The organism is Xenorhabdus sp. PR6a, assembly GCF_028599065.1.
GTDB lineage: Bacteria > Pseudomonadota > Gammaproteobacteria > Enterobacterales > Enterobacteriaceae > Xenorhabdus > Xenorhabdus doucetiae.
Map to the genome: position 1 here is coordinate 1 of NZ_JAQRFJ010000016.1, position 19,480 is coordinate 19,480.

Sequence of the window (19,480 nt, forward strand, 5' to 3'; positions counted from 1 at the left end):
CCATAGTTTTCAATATCTTGCCAACCTTCGGCACCCGCCATGATGGCGCTGATAACAAGAAAAATGACATCAATCAGATCATACTGACGATGGGTATCGGAGCGAGTTTCTTTAACAACGGATACTGGCTGCTGGATTTTGAAAGGTTTCCCCTCTGGCTATAGCAAAATTATAAACCGCTTGTATTATTTCCCTTGCCTGTAATGCAGTAGCTCTAGCACCCCGTTCCTTTATCTTCTCGCATAAGTCCCTGACCATGACGGTATTTATTTCAGTCATCAAATACCGTCCCAATACCATCATGATTTCCCTCTCTAATACCGACAGTTTCATCTTTCTGGTACTATCCGCAAACTCAGCATTATCAAAATAGAGCTTGGCATAAGCTGAAAATGCATTTGATTTATCAAGTAATTTCTTATCTATTCTTTTTTTTGCTGATGGAGAAAAACCATCAGAAATCATTTTTTTGGCGTCAACTAACATTTTTCGCGCCTCTGCTAACGTAATACCGTCAGCACCGTACTTACCAAAGGTTACTGTTTCCCTGCGTCCATTTATACGGTAATCGTACCGAAACGAGACTATACCTGACTTTGTCACGGCTACATATAGTCCGTCACGGTCGGAAATCTTGTATAATTTATCAGTTGGTTTTAGGTTTTTTAACTTTGTATCTGTCAGCATAACGGCACCCTTTTTATTGATCTGATACCGTCAATTTCAGGAAGATTTCTGACGGTATTACGAATCATTTAATATAAATCATTTTGCGATACCGTTAAAAATACCGTCAAATAGTCCATGCTGATATGGTGTGTTTTGGTGAGACATGGAGATAAAAAGACCCTAAAATCAGGGTCTTAATTAGAAAATGATAATGATTTGGTGAAGCTTGGGAGGGCGTTATATCATTCCCACTCAATGGTTGCGGGTGGCTTACCGCTGATGTCATAGACGACCCGCGAAATACCATCAACTTCATTAATGATTCTGTTCGATACACGACCCAAGAAATCATATGGCAGATGCGCCCAATGAGCGGTCATAAAGTCAATAGTTTCTACCGCACGCAAGGACACAACCCAGTCGTATTTACGACCATCACCCATCACACCCACAGAGCGGACTGGCAGGAATACGGTAAATGCCTGACTAACTTTATGGTACAGATCCGCTTTATGCAGTTCTTCAATGAAGATAGCATCAGCACGGCGCAACAGGTCACAGTACTCTTTCTTGACTTCACCCAATACGCGAACACCAAGGCCTGGGCCTGGGAATGGGTGGCGGTAGAGCATTTCATAGGGTAGCCCCAGCGCCAGACCGATACGACGCACTTCATCTTTGAACAGCTCTTTCAGCGGTTCAACCAGACCCAGTTTCATATCTTCTGGCAATCCACCCACATTGTGGTGAGATTTAATCACATGGGCATTGCCCGTTGCAGAGGCCGCTGACTCGATAACATCTGGATAAATGGTGCCCTGTGCCAGCCACTTAATCTGAGTTTGTTTCGATGCTTCTTCATCAAACACATCAATAAAGACGTGCCCGATGGTTTTGCGTTTAGCTTCTGGCTCATCAATGCCCGCCAATGCAGATAAGAAACGATCTTCTGCTTTAACATGAACAATGTTCAGGTCAAATTTACCTGCAAACATCTCCATGACCTGATCCGCCTCATTCAGGCGCAATAAGCCGTTGTCGACGAAGACGCAGGTCAAACGTTTGCCAATCGCACGGTTTAGCAGCAATGCAGTAACAGAGGAATCTACACCACCAGACAACGCCAGAATAACGTGATCATCGCCAATCTGCGCACGCAGACGTTCTACGATATCGTCGATGATAGAAGCCGGCGTCCACAGCGCTTCACACTGACAAATATCCAGCACAAAGCGTTGCAGGATATTCAGACCTTGCTGGGTGTGCGTCACTTCAGGATGGAATTGCACACCATAAAAACGTTTTTTATCATTGGCCATAATGGCAAACGGGCAGGTATCCGTACTGGCAACCGTCGTAAAATCAGCCGGAATAGCGGTGACTTTATCACCATGACTCATCCATACATCCAGCAAAGGTTTGCCTTCTTCGCTCAGGGCATCGTGAATATCACGGAACAATTCGCAGTTATTTTTGATCTCAACTTGCGCATAGCCAAATTCACGCTCATCAGAATTGGAAACTTGCCCCCCCAATTGCATGGACATGGTTTGCATGCCATAGCAGATACCCAGCACAGGCACACCCGCATTGAATACATATTCCGGCGCACGTGGGCTATTGTGCTCAGTGGTGCTTTCTGGCCCACCAGAAAGGATAATACCGTTCGGGTTAAATTCACGGATCTGCTCTTCAGTGACATTCCATGTCCAAAGTTCACAATAAACACCAATTTCACGAATGCGGCGGGCAATAAGCTGAGTATATTGCGAGCCAAAATCAAGGATCAGAATGCGATGTTGATGGATATTAGTTGTCATTTGAGGTGAGTTCCAAAAAAACAAGTGGCAATTAAAAAATCAGTGGCCCGATGATGGGCCACGCTAAATAGATTACAGACCTAAACGGTAGTTTGGTGATTCTTTGGTGATAGTCACGTCATGAACGTGGCTTTCCTGAATGCCTGCACCACTGATACGCACAAATTCTGCTTTTGTTCTCAATTCATCAATGGTTGCACAACCCGTCAGCCCCATGCAGGAACGCAGACCGCCCATCTGCTGGTGGACGATGTTTTTCAACAGCCCCTTGTAAGCTACACGACCCTCGATGCCTTCAGGAACCAGTTTGTCAGCCGCATTATCAGTCTGGAAATAACGGTCAGAAGAGCCTTTGGACATCGCGCCCAGAGAACCCATTCCGCGGTAAGATTTAAACGAACGGCCCTGGTAGAGTTCAATTTCACCCGGGGATTCTTCTGTCCCTGCCAGCATAGAACCCACCATCACACATGATGCTCCCGCTGCAATCGCCTTAGCGATGTCACCAGAGAAGCGAATACCACCGTCCGCAATAACAGGAATGCCAGTCCCTTCCAGCGCTTCAACCGCGTCTGCAATGGCAGTGATTTGAGGAACACCCACACCGGTAACGATACGGGTTGTACAAATAGAACCTGGGCCAATACCCACCTTCACTGCGTTTACACCCGCTTCCACCAGCGCTTTGGCACCTTCACCCGTCGCGACGTTACCGCCGATGATTTGCAAATCAGGATATTTAGTGCGAGTTTCACGAATACGCTGCAACACCCCTTCAGAATGACCGTGGGAAGAGTCAATCAGTAGTACATCTACACCCGCAGCAACCAAGGCATCAATACGTTCTTCGTTGCCAGCACCTGCACCAACCGCAGCCCCAACACGCAAGCGGCCTTGTTCGTCTTTACATGCGTTTGGCTTACGTTCCGCTTTCTGGAAATCTTTCACCGTAATCATGCCAAGCAGGTGGAACTCATCATCAACAACCAGCGCTTTTTCAACACGTTGCTCGTGCATTTTCTGCAAAACCACTTCACGGGCTTCGCCTTCTTTTACCGTTACCAAACGTTCTTTAGGCGTCATCACCGCCGTCACAGGTTGATCCAAATCAGTCACAAAGCGGACATCACGGCCGGTAATGATCCCCACCAACTCGTTCGCTCCTGTTACCACCGGATAACCCGCAAAGCCATGACGTTCAGCCAATTCATGGACTTCGCGCAGCGTGGTTTGTGGCGTGACAGTCACCGGATCGGTCACGACACCGCTTTCATGTTTCTTCACACGACTGACTTCTTCCGCCTGACGCTCAATCGACATATTTTTATGAATGAAGCCAATGCCCCCTTCTTGTGCCAGTGCAATAGCCAATGAAGATTCCGTCACGGTATCCATAGCCGCAGAAAGCATAGGTACATTCAGGCGAATGGTGGAAGTTAATTGAGTGGACAAATCTGCTGTATTCGGCAAGACTGTGGAGTGGGCAGGAACCAACAATACATCGTCAAAAGTTAATGCTTCTTTTCTAATTCGTAACATGGGCAATATCTCACCAGGCTATGGAGCAATAAGAGGGATAAAATATTGCCGCGGCATTATACAGGCCGAAATCGGTTGCCTCCAGCATTTTTTGAAAAAAATTCTTGATTAGTCATCTGATGAGACTAATATCTGTCAATTAAGTCCTTGTTTTAAAATTTGATCCAGCTCACATGTCACAATCAAATCATACCGGAATTTTTTCTGTTAGCCGTCTGAATCAAACTGTTCGCCAGTTGTTAGAGCTGGAAATGGGCAGAATTTGGTTATCCGCCGAAATGTCCAATTTCTCTCAGCCATCGTCAGGGCATTGGTACTTCACCTTAAAAGATGAACGAGCACAAATTCGTGCTGCCATGTTTCGAGGCCATAACCTGAAAGCAACATTTCGTCCACAAAATGGGCAACAGGTTTTGGTTCGGGCACAAATTACCCTGTATGAGCCCAGGGGGGACTATCAACTGATTGTGGAAAGTATCCAGCCTGCTGGGGAGGGTTTGTTGCAACAGCAATTTGAAATGTTGAAGCAAAAACTCTCTACAGAAGGCTTATTTGATCAAATCCACAAAAAACCACTGCCCTCGCCGGCAAAACGGCTCGGTGTTATCACGTCCGGCAGTGGCGCAGCACTACACGATATTCTGAATATCTTGCAACGCCGTGATCCTTCCTTACCCATTGTCATTTATCCTGCCGCTGTTCAGGGCGATGAAGCACCATTACAAATTATTCGGGCAATTGAACGGGCAAATGTGCGCCAAGAGTGTGATGTTCTGATTGTCGGGCGTGGTGGCGGTTCGCTGGAGGATTTGTGGTGTTTTAATGATGAACAAGTTGCACGAGCCATATTCCAAAGCCGTATCCCAATTGTGAGTGCCATCGGGCATGAAACCGATGTTACCATTGCTGATTTTGTCGCTGACTTACGTGCCCCGACACCTTCTGCGGCGGCTGAGTTAGTCAGTCGCAACCAAATAGAGTTATTGCGGCAAATACAATCCCTGCAACAACGTCTTGAAATGGCGATGGATTATTTCCTTGCCCAGAAACAACGGGTATTTAATGTATTGCAGCACCGTCTTCAACAGCAACGCCCTGATTTACGATTGGCGCGTCAACAAAATTATTTGACTGAGTTGCGCCAAAAATTGCTTGATAATTTATCACATTGTCTAAAACAGCACTCAGTTTCCTATGAGAAGTTGAATCAGCGGTTGTTGCAAATCCACCCTGATCGGGAGATTCAGCATTACCGTCAAGCAGTCCAGCAGATTGATTTTCGTTTAAAACAGGCCATTGAACGACAATTAGGCCGTTATCGGGAAAAATTTGCTGTTTCCTGTTCGCGCATGGAGGCGGTTAGCCCGCTGGCAACATTGAGTCGCGGTTACAGTATCAGCGAGCTATCGGACGGGAAGCTGTTAAAGCAGGTTAAGCAGGTGCAAATGGGGGATAAGGTGAAAACACGTTTGCAGGATGGTTGGCTTGAGAGTCAGGTGACAAAAGTCAGCAAAAGAAAGAAATTAAATTAGTATGGGTATATTCGATTAATTAGGGGCTTATGTTGAAAATTGCCCCTGTTCGGCTTTTTTTTCTACTTTCCTGGTTGATGAATGATATCTTTACTCTATACTTAGTTTATCAATGAAATTATTTCACCAATTTATTTTGGCAAACAGGTTCATGTAAATACCTGACAGACTCAAACAAAATAATTAAAGATTGTATTTAAAACAACATAATAATCATCAGAATTGTTTTCATAACCCTTTTGATTGTTATTTAATGATAAATTTCTAAAGGAGTCGTCGATATTCACAATATATGGGGATAGATCAGTATATTTTATTACACACAACATCAAGTAGTGAGGTAGTTATGACAGATTCAATGCCAACCCAACCAGGTACACCTATAGATAAAAGCTTTTTTACTGACATCGAAAATCTTATTGGTAATATTGCAGCAACAATCGATGTATTATTAAAAACATTGGGTGATGCTAATGTTATTTCAGCTGACACAGTGACAGTGGTAACCACCATCATAGATGATTTAGTTGAAGCTATTAAAAAGATTATTAACACTCTACTTGTTAAATAGAATATATAAATAACCACTCTAATGAATTTTCTGGAGTGGTTATTTAATAGACATTATTATTTTTATTCAGCAATTAAGTCAATTTTTCCATTTTTTAATTTCAATATCACACTCGTGATATTTTATTCTATACTTAGCATAAAACCATACGCATAATTAAACAGAGAGGCATCCATGAAAGAATTAACAAATGTAACAACGAACTTCGCTATCAGTGAGGAATTGTTGTCAGATATCGAAGATGGCCTTGATAACATAGGTAAATCCCTTAAAGATATATTTAATTTATTGAGGGATTTTAACGTTATTTCCAATAAAACATTGAGAATGATAAATAGTGCCATAGATGCAGCAATTTCAAGCATCAAATTAACATTAAGGTTAAGTTTATCTGGCATAGGTGTTTAATATTACATGCCTGCCTTAATGATTATCAACCAAATTCATACCATACTAAAAACCAGATTACAGAGTGTCTGTGTTATCAAATAATGCAAATTATAAAAAAACAAACTAGATTTAGCAAAATAGCGGTGAAAGTTCACCGCTATTTTTATGTAATGATTTAAACTCTAATAAGAGATTAGATTAGAAGCGAATTTCTGCTCCCATAACGTAGGTTCGGCCGCGAGCGGTTTGCGTTTTAGTCTCTTGATCCCCCATAACCGGTGATGAATTTGAACGGTTCAAGGCATCAGAATAGTTTTTATTAGTTAAGTTTTGAATTGAAAATTTAACTAAAATATTTTTATTGATTTGATAATCTGTATACAAATCAATAATGGTCGGTATCTTATCATCCTTTATCATTTTTACTTGATTATCATTCTCTTCATCAAATTCAATATTAGGATCCTGGTGATAAGACGTCCCTGTATATTTCACAATCGCACCAACACGCATTTTTTCATCAAATAAACGTATTCCCGTATCCAGCGTCGCATAACGCTCCGGTAATTGAGATGCGGGACTTGCACCAAAGTAAGATGTTGAGATTGACGTTGGCTGCTGTGTTTTTTGCTGGCTATATGCCAGTGTACTGTAGAATATACCCGCATCATAATCCATCGAAAGTTCATAACCACGCATAGTGACTGGTGTCAAACTATTACTATAGATGTACATATTGAAATTAGGATCAATACCATCCCAATCTTCACCTGTCAGCGTTCCATCGTCTTTACAAATTCGTCCTTCTGCACAAAGCAGATAAGATTCATTAAGGATATAATTTTTGATTTTAGTATGAAACATCGTCGCTTTCAGGCGGAATGAATCCCCTTCCACGATTAAGTTTGGACGATAACTATTAAATCCAATTTGATAGGTCTCTGCCTTTTCCCCTTTCAGGAATGGATTCATAGAATTGCCGCCTTCATTGGAAAAAAATATTTCCTGAGCATTAGGCGCCCGCATTGAATGGGTATAACTTACAAACGGTTGAAATTCAGGAATAATTTCAGCTGACAATAGGATACCTGGATTAAATCCACGCTCTTTTAAATTTAATTGTGCCTCCCCTTGCGGGAAACAATTGATACGTTTATCACAGGCGGGTTTTAATCCTTTGACACTATAATCCTGATAACTTAGCATCAGATCAGCGGTGTAAATGCCTCGTTCAATTTTTAACTTACTATAAATGCTGGCAATATCTTGCTTACCACCTGGAGCAAAGCCATTGTTTTCCCGCATTTGCCCATCTGTTTTTACATCATCCAAACTTGTATCTATTTTTTTACGATATTCAGTCCGCATCCATTTACTGCCAACCGTGAATGCAAAATCAGTATCAGCATAATTGAATCGGCTGGTATTACGGATATTAATAGAATCGGATCGACTTTTTGCTTCACCCGCGCCCAATACTCCCACTGACTTACTTTGCAAACTTTGTTGACCATTGCTGGTACTGAGCATAACTTTAGTATCCACTAACTCAGTAAATGGGGTGTAGTGGTATTTCAAATAATAATCATAATTATCGATATGACGACGATTGAATTTATTATGATAAAGACGACTGCTTAATTCCAAATCATGAAAATCATTGGGTTTAATATTTAATTTCACTAATTGAGAATTGGGCTTTTGTTTGAATGTATCGTTTGTAAGATACTGTTCACTACTAATACCATCAGCATTTCTATAATGGGCTTCAATATTATGCCCACTGAAAGCGAATAAAGCCCCGACAGAACCTTCCGGGCTGAATGCCTGTGTTTTTCCTGCAACAGCTATCATGCCACTTCGGCCGATACCATTGTTGCCATATGTCCATTTAGTACGAACGCCCAAATTATTGCCTTCGAATATGACATCATTAACACCAATAGTACGAAAATTGGCACTTCCTACCAACGCATTGATAGAATCAGCGTCATCAGCTTGCCCACGGGCAATATCTACCCGCACAATAAAGTTAGGATCAACCAAAGCACCAAATTGATTATAACCCTGATGCCCATGTGAAAACTCATTTGGTGATGTACCATAAAAACTTTGGCTAATGCCATCCACCATCATATTAACGCGACCAAAGCCACTTAAACCGCGAATATTGACACCCACAACCCCTTGCCCCTGACTGGCATCTAGTTGGGTGTAAGTCCCCGGCAAGCTGCGCAATATGCTGTCCACAGATTCCAATTTATTATCTTCGCCCACAGAACTATAAGCGCCGGGTTTTTCCATCGCTTCAATCTGAGGTGCATTCTTATTATCTTGAGAGCCTGAAACTTTCAGGCTGCTAAATCGCACGACTTTTTCTTTTTCATTGTCAGCATAAGCGATGCCCTGAAGCCCAATCAGCATTGCGCTGGCTCCAGCTATTTTTGCCACAGTTTTCATTAAAATATCACCTAAATTAAAAAAAGTATTGATTGACGACTCACACTGCTTCACAAATTTGCGTAATAAAAAACCCATGACGCTGATAAAATTATCAGCGCCTTGAGTCATCATTAGCTATTTTTTTATTAGTCTTTTAATTCTGGAAAATAGGTTTTAGCATCATCCAACATTAATAAGAAACTGTAATCGAAAGCAATGTCATTCAGCCGATTAAAACGCCCTGATTTTCCACCATGCCCCGTATCCATATTGGTCTCTAACAATAACAGACTATTGCCTTGTTTCATTTCCCTTAATTTCGCTACCCATTTTGCTGGCTCCCAATATTGCACTTGAGAGTCATGCAAACCTGTCGTCACCAACAAATGAGGATAACGCTGATGTTGAATATTGTCATAAGGACTATAGGATTTAATCCGAAAGTAATCTTCTTTATTATTTGGATTACCCCACTCTTCATATTCACCCGTGGTTAATGGAATGGATGGATCAAGCATCGTGGTCAACACATCCACAAAAGGCACTTTTGCAATGACACCACGATAGAGTTCCGGTGCCTGATTAATCACCGTGCCCATTAATAAACCGCCCGCACTGCCGCCTTCAGCATAAACACGCTGGCTATTACCGTAACCATCAGCAATCAGGGTCTTGGTTGCATCGATAAAATCGTGGAAACTGTTCATCTTGTTCCCAAGTTTACCTTGCAGATACCAATTTTTACCTAAATCCCCACCACCACGCACATGCACTAATGCGTAGACAAATCCACGATCCAGCAAACTTAACAGTGCTGAACTGAAATAAGGGTCCATGCTGATGCCGTAAGAACCATAACCGTAAATCAGGATCGGGTTTTCCCCTTTTTTGAACAGGGACTTGCGGTATACCAGAGAAACCGGCACTTCCACGCCATCACGCGCTTTTACCCAAAGACGCTGGCTGGCATAATTCTCTTTGCTGAACCCTTTCACTTCCTGTTGCTTCAACAACTCACGCTCACCCGTTTGCATATTCCATTGGAATACAGAACTGGGTGTTGTCATTGATGAATAGCTATAGCGCAAGAAATGAGTATCGGGTTCCGGGTTATAACCCAATGAGGCCATATAGGCCGGATCATCGAATTGAACCCGTTTCTCCTGCTGCGTTTTCCAGTCAATCTGGCGAATCGATGACAATCCTTTCGTGCGTTCCTGTACAACTAACCCATCGTTGAACAGGGCAAAATTTTCCAGATCGGTATTTTCCTGTGGCGCAATCACGGTTTCCCAGGGTTTATTGATGGCATCTGTCCGATACAGGCCAAATAAGGGATTTTCATGATTAGAACGGATATAGAATTGCCCACGGAAGTGGTCGAGGTCATATTCACGCTCCGCCTGACGAGCAGAAAAAATTTGCGGTTCGGTTTGTGGCTGGTTGGCATCAATCAGCCGATATTCTGAACTCGAATAACTGGTGCTCGAAATCAAAATATAATCCAGTGAGGTACTTTCCGAAATCGACAAGTAGAAGCGCTCATCCTCTTCTTGATAGACTTTTTTATCCTGCTGGCTATCCGTGCCATATTGGTGACGAACTAACTGATAAGGCAGTAATGTTTGTGGATCTCTGCGCACATAAAACAGCGTTTCACCATCATTCGCCCACAAAATATTGCCGGACGTGTTTTCTATCACATCATTCTGCCAGTCGGCATCTGCAAAATCCTTAAATGAGATCTTGTAGTTACGACGACCTTGGGTATCCTCCACCACAGCAATACGTTTGTTATCTAAGGTAACCGCAAATCCACCCAGTTGATAAAACTTATGCCCCTTTGCCCGCTCATTGCCGTCAACCATGACCTGCCAATCGGTTGAATTATCGACTGGCTTGCGCTGATAGATGGGAAAATCTTTTCCTGCCTCGTAAACGGTACGATAAATATACCCATTATAGGTATAAGGAACGGACTGATCTTCTTTACTCATTCTATCAGCCATTTCGTTATAGAGGGTTTCACGCAATGCTTGACCCGGTTTCAGCATTTGCTCGGTATATTGATTCTCGGCTTTTAAGTAATCAATAACGTTTTTATCCTGACGATTGTCATCACGTAGCCAATAATAGTTATCAACACGAACATCGCCGTGCATTTCCATTTTATGTGCTTGTTTTGTGACGAGATGTTTTGTGGCCATAGGTAGCACCCTATTTTCCTCCATTGCGATAGTGGCAAGACTGTGCCCCAATAAACTACCACCGAGCAAAAAGCCAAGCACCCTTCTTTTACTGCGCACTGCTTTCTCGCACACGGTTTTATCCTGTGACATGCCATCAATCCTGTATTTTTACTGAGATAAATAAAAATCTATCGGCAGTTCAACGGTGATCCTGCCATGCGTTAAAATGACGTCGGGCGGCTTAGGTAAAGGCTGTGCCCTTTCCAGCACCATCCTGGCTTCCCTGTCCAGTGAATTAGTTCCTGAACGTCGCGTTAATTCACTGTCAAGCACGGCTCCCAGTTGGTTTACCGTGAATTTCACCATCGGGCGCCCTGTTCGTTTCCTTCTCTGGGCATCGTCCGGGTATTTTTTATAACGATTCAGGTGCCCCGTGACTTCTGCCTGCCAAACGGCTTTGGCATCAGCAATAGCGTCAGAGTTACTTTCATAAGACGCTGCCGTGCGAGCGGTCACATTATTCGCCTTTGCGCTACTGGTCGTTGGCGCAGCACTGCTGCGAGATTTTTCGCTTTCCTGTTCTTCGGCTTTTACTCGCTTAACCGGCTGTGTTTTTTTCAGTGCATCTTGTTCTTTCTTTTTTTTCTTCGGCTTATCCACCAACAGCAAGGCATTTTCATTGACCTCTAATTTTGGCATGTTGAGTTCGTCAACTTTGCTTTCTTTCTGATTACTGGCCACAGATAGCTGCTGTTCAATGCCAATCGGCTGTACGTGTATTTTATGGATAGCTTCCGTCTGCGTTGACAGTTCCACCATCACCGCCGGCGGAGGAAGAAATTCCTCAATATCGATATCTTTGGGTTTGTGGATCAGCCATCCTACGAACAAGACGTGCAGTGTGATCGCAGCGAAAAAAGATTTTGTCACATGACCTGTGTGAGCATTTTGATACGTGGTGTACGTCAGCATCTTTTATAGCACATTATGTCAATAATAAATTGACATGAATGATAATCAATTGGATATATAAATGAAAACTATTTTTATTTATTAATAACTCACATCCTTGTGATAATTAACATTATTTGGTTACTTTTTCGCTCACTTTTGGCGTAAACCAGACAAAATCCGCATATTCGCTGTTCAAAGAAACACCCTGTTCAGCAATGAAAAATACCACCACTTTTTCATTTGGCGCGATTTTCTTCACATGCTGAGGGACACCCATCGCTTTTGCCGCATGATACCCTCCCGCAAATAACATCGCTGGTAAGGGTGCTTTAACGAGTTGTTCAGCCATGCGTTGATCGCGCATTTGCTGAATCTTAGTCATGGCAGAAAGATGTAACTCATCGATATTGCCGCCGTGGGAATTTTTAATCGTGGCTTCAATAAGTTTTTTGACATCATCAGCAACCAGTGACGTTCTGTCCCCAGCCCGGTGATCTTTATAGGCTTGATCGACTTCACAGCGATTCAGGTTTGCCGCCAGCAGCGGATAAGGGGCTTTCATCAGCGCCGTCACTAAATCACCGTACCATTCCCACGGCCAGCCTTGCTGCCACGCCAATAATTGCTGGATACGTTCTTGCCTGACAATCGGATTCCCCTGCAACCAGCTTTTCACTTTATTCACTTTTTCTTGCTGGTTTGGGTTAATCATTTCCAGTAATACGGAACCATGAGGACGTTTTTTCTCCAATTGTTGTACTAACCATAACTCGATTTGGTGATGGTAAGGATTGTCATGTTTTTCACCCACAATAACACGCGGATAATTCGCCAATTGTTCCAACAGTTGATCGGGGGTAATGGCTTGGCCTGTTTTCATGTCAAGCACCGCGCCAGACTGCATTAACTCAGCAGGAAGAGTTTGAAATACCATTTGGGAGCTATTCTGCGTGCCGTCTGGCGTGACGGCACAACCCGCGAGAATACTACTGCCAAGCAGGAGAGAACAGGCTAAAAAAATCGATCTTATACGGGGAGATATTTTCATAACTTAGTAGTATTAAATTTGTTATTAAAAAATTGCCCGCATACTATAGATAATGAGAATTATTTACAAATAAAAACCCTGTTAAGCATAAACTTAACAGGGTAACTCGTGAGTTAATTCCAGATTGACTGTTGCAATTCCGCGTTATTTACAGAGGATCGGTTTGTGCTTCAACCGCCGCCAAGGCCACCATATTGACGATACGGCGTACAGAAGCAATCGATGTCAGAACATGAACGGGTTTTGCAACCCCCATCAGAACCGGGCCAATGGTGACGCCTTCGGAACTGGTCACACGCAGCAAGTTATAGCTGATACGTGCCGCTTCCATATTGGGCATAATTAACAGATTGGCGGAACCTTTCAGTGGGCTGTCAGGCATGATATCTCGACGAATACTTTCGACCAAAGCCGCATCTCCGTGCATTTCACCATCAATTTCAAGTGATGGAGCCATTTGCTGAACCAGCTCCAAGGTCTTACGCATTTTGCGCGCAGAATCACAATCCGACGAGCCAAAACTTGAACGCGATAACAGGGCCACTTTAGGTTCAATGCCAAAACGACGAACCGTTTCCGCCGCCATCAGCGTGATTTCTGCCAACTCTTCTGGGCTTGGATCTTCATTAACATAGGTATCGGCAATGAAGGTATTTCCTGTCGGTAGCATCAAGGCGTTCATCGCCCCTGCGGTATGGACGCCCTGACGGAAGCCAAAGACATCTTTCACGACTTGATAATGTTCAGTATAGCCGCCAACCGTACCACAAATCAGGCCATCTGCTTCACCACGGTGTACCATGATTGCGCCTATCAGCGTCGGGTTGCCAATCACTGCCCGACGAGCCTGCTCTGGTGAAACACCACGGCGTTTCATCATCTGATAATATTCTTGCCAATATTCTTTGAAACGTGGGTCATTTTCGTTGTTCACCACTTCAAAATCTTTACCGGCTTCAATATGCAGACCCTGCTTTTTAATCCGCATGTCAATCACGCCAGGGCGGCCAATCAGGATGGGAAATGCCAGGCCAAGGGAGACGAGTTCTTGTGTCGCATGCAGCACACGAATATCTTCCCCTTCTGCCAAGACAATACGTTTCTTCTCTTTTTTGGCTTGAGAGAAGATGGGCTTCATAAAGAGGTTGGTTTTATAGACAAACTCATTGAGTTTCTCAATATATGCCCCGAAATCGGTAATAGGCCGGGTTGCCACACCGGATTCCATCGCCGCTTTCGCAACGGCCGGGGCAATTTTGACAATCAGGCGAGGATCAAACGGCTTCGGAATAATATAATCAGGGCCAAAGAACAGATCTTGATCGCCGTAGGCAGAAGCCACTTCCTGACTTTGTTCCGCCAAGGCAAGATCCGCAATGGCATGCACACAGGCAAGTTTCATCTCTTCATTAATCGTGGTCGCCCCAACATCCAATGCGCCACGGAAGATAAATGGGAAACAAAGAACGTTATTGACCTGATTAGGAAAATCAGAACGACCGGTACAAATAATGGCATCAGGGCGCACAGCTTTTGCCAGTGGCGGTAAAATTTCCGGCTCTGGGTTAGCCAATGCCATAATCAGCGGACTTTTTGCCATGGTTTTCACCATGTCCTGTGTCAATACGCCCGGTCCGGAACAGCCGAGGAAAATATCCGCATCAGGGATCACATCTGCCAGTGTACGGCTGCCGTTATCTTCAATGGCATAATCCGCTTTGGTCTTTTCCATATTCTCTTCGCGGCCGCGATAGATAACCCCTTTTGAGTCACAAACGACAATATTTTCACGTTTCAGACCCAGTGCCACCAGCAGATTCATACAGGCAATGGAGGCCGCTCCCGCCCCTGATACCACCATGCGCACTTTACCAATATCTTTATCAACCACCCGCAATCCATTTAGTACCGCGGCGGTACAGATAATTGCCGTCCCATGTTGATCATCGTGGAATACCGGAATTTTCATGCGCTCACGGAGTTTCTGTTCAATGTAAAAACACTCCGGTGCTTTGATATCTTCAAGGTTAATACCGCCGAAAGTGGGCTCCAGTGCCGCAATGATATCAATTAATTTATCAGGGTTGGATTCATCCACTTCAATGTCAAAAACATCGATCCCAGAGAATTTCTTGAATAAAACGCCCTTACCTTCCATAACCGGTTTACCGGCCAGTGCGCCGATATTCCCCAACCCTAACACAGCACTACCATTGGAGATAACCGCAACAAGATTACCACGTGCCGTATATTTATAGGCTGCCAAAGGATCTTCTGCTATTTCAAGACAAGGCGCAGCAACCCCCGGTGAGTATGCTAATGCCAAATCACGTTGTGTTGTCAGTGGCTTGGTGGGTGTCACTGTAATTTTTCCAGGTTGTGGAAACTCATGAAAATCAAGAGCACTTTGTTTTAATTTTTCATCCATCATCAGATCCCTTACGCGTCATGTCTTAGTGAAAATGGTTTCAGTATAATAGTTACAGAAGGTTAAATCATGATGTCAGCGGCATTTTGTGCATAATCTTTAAAATCAAGGCGCAAAAAACAAACAAAAGGAGTAAGGAAGTGATCGACAATGTTGGAATGTTATTTGATCAACATTATAGGGATATTATCCTAATGATACCTATAGAGAGGTATTTTATCTCTAATTAATAACCTGATAAATTAATTAAAGATACATTTTTAAATCAACATTTAAAATAAGTTTACAAAAACAAAACTTAATCTATAAAATATCTATCCAAATTTAAATGGCGTTTCAAAATGATAGGAATAAATCTTGTCCCACGCGCCACGCGAGACAAGATTACAAATTCTCACTATTATGAAAATTTATTTATTTGGAAAATTATTGGCAATTAAGGAAACACATTTTCTTATGAAAGTGAATTTTATTTCATCTGAGTGGTTTAACCTGTTTGCGATATTTCTATTTTTATATCAGGATATATTTTCAGAATCTCATTAATGATGATTCAATATACTCTATAAAAACCACACAGCAATTTAACATAAAGCAGGAGTCTGCCTTTTATGTTTTATTAAACATAAATCTGCATTTCTATATGGGAGAAAGGACATGCATAATCATTCAGTCATGATAGTTGATGATCATCCTATCATTCGTCACGGCTTAAAAGGGTTGATTGAATTAGAACGAGAACTCATTGTGACTGCCGAAACGGGCAATGGTGAAGATGCGATTAATATCGCTTGCCAAATAAAACCTGACATTATTCTAATGGATTTAAAAATCCACGGACTTTCAGGGATTGATACGATTAAATCTCTCCGCCGCAAAGGGCTTGATGCCTATATCCTGGTACTCTCCGATTCAGATCACAGATGCGATATTTACGAGGCAGTTGATGCCGGTGCGAATGGTTATTTATTAAAAGATATCGAGCTGACTTCTCTATTGAACAACATAAAAAAAGCCATAGAGGGTCATGCGGTGTTCAGTGAAAAAGTCCATCAATATTTATCCACCCGCCACCTTTATGTTGATCCGTTATCAAAATTAACCAAACGAGAATTAGACGTTTTAAAAGAAATTGCCGAAGGAATGACAAATAAAGAAATCGCTAACTTCCTTTTTATTTCAGAAGAAACCGTGAAAGTCCATACCCGTAACTTATTGAAAAAACTCAAGTCCCGTTCCCGTCTCGAAGCCACTATCATCTATCTAAAACATAGAAAGACGGCGTTCATTTAGCATTGAATTCTTTCTCAACGCACCAATATGGAACACAATTTCCCTAAGTTTTGTCAGTGGGGAAATTGTGAGTTATCAAGGCGCATAAATTAATTACAAAAAAATTAATTTTGCATATAATAAATAATGGTATTATTTATGTAGTTTATTATTTTAAATGTAGCTAATCGGTTTTTGTTGAGAGTTTAGACATCCATAACATAAATGCCAGAGTAAATGTCAGGAAAGTAATAAACATAAAGTGTGCGCAAAAAACGCCTTATCTGGATAAAATCCCCCATTTCCCGCATTATGTCGGATAGGTTAAACAAAACAAAATCAAGGCTCCTATCATGTCAGATACCCTTTCTCACAAAGTATCCATTCTCTACGGTATCAAAAACTGCGATACCATAAAAAAAGCGCGTCGTTGGTTAGAAGATCAAGGAATTCCTTATCACTTTCATGATTATCGACTTGATGGCCTATCTCCTGAATTACTTCAATCATTTATTGAAAACGTTGGCTGGGAATCCCTCCTGAATACTCGTGGTACAACGTGGCGCAAATTGTCCGACGAGCAAAAAGCCGCCATTAATAATGCCGAGTCCGCCAAAGCACTTATGCTGGAGCAGCCCTCGATCATAAAACGACCTCTGCTGGTATCCAGCACAGAAGGCGCAAAAAACAACGGGGCAGAAACAGAGAAATATTTACTCGGTTTCAAGGCGGAGCAGTATCAACAATTTTTCTCACATGACGAGATACGGAGATGACTATGACTTGTCCAGTCATTGACCTTGCTCAACAGTTAATCAAGCGCGCTTCTGTCAGCCCGGATGATCAAGGTTGTCAGGAACTTCTTATTCAGCGCCTGCAAGACATTGGCTTTACGATCGAACGAATACCTTGCGGCGATACCCTGAACTTCTGGGCTTATCGTGGCACCGGCGTTACTTTTGCCTTTGCCGGACACACCGATGTCGTTCCTGCCGGTGAGATATCGCAATGGCAAACGCCCCCTTTTGAACCGGCTATCCGTGATGGCATGTTATATGGTCGCGGCGCCGCAGATATGAAAGGCTCTCTGGCGGCAATGGTGGTTGCTGCGGAACGTTTTGTCGCAGAGCATCCTGAACATAACGGCCGTCTGGCTTTTCTGATCACCTCCGATGAAGAGGCCAAAGCGACCCATGGTACCGTTAAAGTAGTTGAAGCGTTAATGTCTCGTCATGAACGTTTGGATTATTGTCTCGTGGGTGAACCATCCAGCCAAACGTCCCTCGGGGATATGATCAAAAATGGCCGTCGAGGCTCCCTGACGGCCAGCCTGACTATCTTTGGCACCCAAGGGCATGTTGCCTACCCACAATTGGCAGATAACCCCATTCATCGTTCAGTGCCTTTTTTGCAAGAACTCGTCAATACTCATTGGGATAACGGTAATGAATTTTTCCCTGCCACCAGTATGCAGATCGCCAATATTCAGGCAGGAACCGGCAGTAATAACGTTATCCCAGGGAAATTATGGCTCCAGTTCAATTTCCGTTTCAGCACTGAACTGACTGATGACGAAATCCGCCAGCAAGTCGAAGATATGCTGAAAAGGCACCACCTCAACTATGAGATTGACTGGTGGCTATCAGGCCAACCTTTTCTGACCTGCAAAGGGGTGCTTGTTGATGCAGTCGTTGAATCCATTGAGCACTATTGCGGATATCAGCCAGAGCTATCAACCAGTGGCGGTACATCAGATGGGCGTTTTATTGCCAAAATGGGCGCTCAGGTCGTGGAGTTGGGGCCTATCAATACCACCATTCATAAAATCAATGAATGCGTCAAGGTGTCTGATTTACAGGCATTGAGCCTGATTTATCAACGTATCATGGAGCAGTTAATCAAATGACGCCCAAAACCCTGACTGGTCTGTCCACTGATCACCTCATCACACTGACTGGCAATCACCGTTTACAGTTTAATGCCACCAAGGCATTTCTTGCCATGCAGAAAGAGGCTGCCAAGGCAGGTTTTAAACTACAACCTGCCAGTTCGTTTCGCGATTTTACGCGCCAGCAAACGATCTGGAATGAGAAATTCCGCGGTCAGCGTCCAGTATTGAATGATGACAGCCACCCCATGGATATCTCGAAATTGAGTGAAGGCGAACGTTGTGAAGCGATTCTCCGCTGGTCAGCCTTGCCAGGCGCGAGCCGCCATCATTGGGGGACAGAACTGGATATTTATGATCCCTTTTTGCTGCCGGAAGGTAAGAAATTGCAACTGGAGCCGTGGGAGTATGAAAACGGCGGGTACTTTGAGCCTTTAACCCATTGGCTAACAGAAAACATGTCTCACTATGATTTCTATCGTCCCTTTACACGCCATGATGCAGGCGTAGCTTATGAACCGTGGCATATCAGCTATTGGCCATTATCCCATGAAGCCGAAAATTTATTTGATGAACACGTCCTGTTGAGTGCTTGGGAAAACCGTGATATTGCCGGCATCAACTGGTTAAAAACCAATCTATCCTATATATTTGAAAAATACATCAGGATTTAACAGAAATAACCTATTAGGCTCCTGAGCCTCATGGAAGAGGCTCTTAATGTTCCGAGGAAAATAT

At 43.1% G+C, this 19,480-nt stretch carries 15 protein-coding genes and 1 pseudogene; 7 read left to right on the forward strand and 9 right to left on the reverse strand.

Annotated elements, in window-relative coordinates; translation table 11 throughout:
• The 4 genes and pseudogenes from PSI15_RS06465 to guaB form a co-directional block, all read right to left on the reverse strand.
• On the reverse strand, positions 1 to 137 hold a 137-nt coding region (locus PSI15_RS06465; RefSeq protein WP_273582854.1), incomplete at its 3' end, for a transposase family protein.
• Positions 118 to 687, reverse strand: a pseudogene (locus PSI15_RS06470) (tyrosine-type recombinase/integrase); the annotation flags it as partial. The pseudogene PSI15_RS06470 and the gene PSI15_RS06465, both read right to left, overlap by 20 nt.
• Positions 688 to 911: 224 nt before the next feature.
• Entirely contained in the window at positions 912 to 2,489 is a 1,578-nt protein-coding gene (guaA, locus tag PSI15_RS06475) for a glutamine-hydrolyzing GMP synthase (RefSeq protein WP_273582816.1), read from the reverse strand.
• 72 nt (positions 2,490 to 2,561) lie between these two features.
• A complete protein-coding gene (gene guaB / locus PSI15_RS06480) occupies positions 2,562 to 4,028 on the reverse strand; it encodes an IMP dehydrogenase (protein ID WP_273582817.1) in 1,467 nt (488 codons plus the stop codon).
• 173 nt (positions 4,029 to 4,201) lie between these two features.
• On the opposite strand from guaB, the gene xseA reads away from it, so the two are divergent.
• The 3 genes from xseA to PSI15_RS06495 all read left to right on the forward strand — a co-directional run bounded on the left by xseA (position 4,202) and on the right by PSI15_RS06495 (position 6,539).
• Complete coding sequence (gene xseA, locus PSI15_RS06485; protein ID WP_273582818.1) at positions 4,202 to 5,560, forward strand: exodeoxyribonuclease VII large subunit; 1,359 nt, start codon at positions 4,202 to 4,204, stop codon at positions 5,558 to 5,560.
• Between the two features lie 346 nt (positions 5,561 to 5,906).
• Positions 5,907 to 6,131: a hypothetical protein gene (locus PSI15_RS06490; protein ID WP_273582819.1), complete on the forward strand. Its 225-nt coding sequence runs from the start codon at positions 5,907 to 5,909 to the stop codon at positions 6,129 to 6,131.
• Positions 6,132 to 6,305: 174 nt separating this feature from the next.
• Complete coding sequence (locus PSI15_RS06495; RefSeq protein WP_273582820.1) at positions 6,306 to 6,539, forward strand: hypothetical protein; 234 nt, start codon at positions 6,306 to 6,308, stop codon at positions 6,537 to 6,539.
• Between the two features lie 180 nt (positions 6,540 to 6,719).
• Here the strand turns inward: PSI15_RS06495 and PSI15_RS06500 are convergent, their stop codons facing one another.
• The 5 genes from PSI15_RS06500 to maeB all read right to left on the reverse strand — a co-directional run bounded on the left by PSI15_RS06500 (position 6,720) and on the right by maeB (position 15,582).
• Positions 6,720 to 8,981, reverse strand: coding sequence for a TonB-dependent receptor domain-containing protein (locus tag PSI15_RS06500; protein WP_273582855.1), 2,262 nt, complete (start codon positions 8,979 to 8,981; stop codon positions 6,720 to 6,722).
• A gap of 128 nt (positions 8,982 to 9,109) precedes the next feature.
• Entirely contained in the window at positions 9,110 to 11,170 is a 2,061-nt protein-coding gene (locus tag PSI15_RS06505; RefSeq protein ID WP_273582856.1) for a S9 family peptidase, read from the reverse strand.
• Positions 11,171 to 11,320: 150 nt separating this feature from the next.
• Positions 11,321 to 12,124 (reverse strand): energy transducer TonB family protein, encoded by an 804-nt coding sequence (locus tag PSI15_RS06510; protein ID WP_273582821.1) that lies wholly within the window; start codon positions 12,122 to 12,124, stop codon positions 11,321 to 11,323.
• 112 nt (positions 12,125 to 12,236) lie between these two features.
• Positions 12,237 to 12,986 carry a ChaN family lipoprotein gene (locus PSI15_RS06515; protein ID WP_273582822.1) on the reverse strand — a complete coding sequence of 250 codons (750 nt, stop codon included), beginning with the start codon at positions 12,984 to 12,986 and terminating at the stop codon, positions 12,237 to 12,239.
• 316 nt (positions 12,987 to 13,302) lie between these two features.
• Entirely contained in the window at positions 13,303 to 15,582 is a 2,280-nt protein-coding gene (maeB, locus tag PSI15_RS06520) for an NADP-dependent oxaloacetate-decarboxylating malate dehydrogenase (protein ID WP_273582857.1), read from the reverse strand.
• A 657-nt stretch (positions 15,583 to 16,239) separates the two neighbouring features.
• Here maeB and PSI15_RS06525 point away from each other — a divergent pair.
• The 4 genes from PSI15_RS06525 to PSI15_RS06540 all read left to right on the forward strand — a co-directional run bounded on the left by PSI15_RS06525 (position 16,240) and on the right by PSI15_RS06540 (position 19,416).
• Positions 16,240 to 16,875 (forward strand): response regulator, encoded by a 636-nt coding sequence (locus PSI15_RS06525; protein ID WP_045971166.1) that lies wholly within the window; start codon positions 16,240 to 16,242, stop codon positions 16,873 to 16,875.
• A gap of 332 nt (positions 16,876 to 17,207) precedes the next feature.
• Positions 17,208 to 17,630: an ArsC family reductase gene (locus tag PSI15_RS06530; protein WP_045971168.1), complete on the forward strand. Its 423-nt coding sequence runs from the start codon at positions 17,208 to 17,210 to the stop codon at positions 17,628 to 17,630.
• Positions 17,631 to 17,632: 2 nt separating this feature from the next.
• The gene (dapE, locus tag PSI15_RS06535) at positions 17,633 to 18,760 is read left to right on the forward strand and encodes a succinyl-diaminopimelate desuccinylase (RefSeq protein ID WP_273582823.1); all 1,128 of its coding nucleotides are present in this window, start codon (positions 17,633 to 17,635) and stop codon (positions 18,758 to 18,760) included.
• Positions 18,757 to 19,416, forward strand: coding sequence for a M15 family metallopeptidase (locus PSI15_RS06540; protein ID WP_273582824.1), 660 nt, complete (start codon positions 18,757 to 18,759; stop codon positions 19,414 to 19,416). Before dapE ends, PSI15_RS06540 begins: the two co-directional genes overlap by 4 nt.
• Positions 19,417 to 19,480 lie beyond the last annotated feature (64 nt).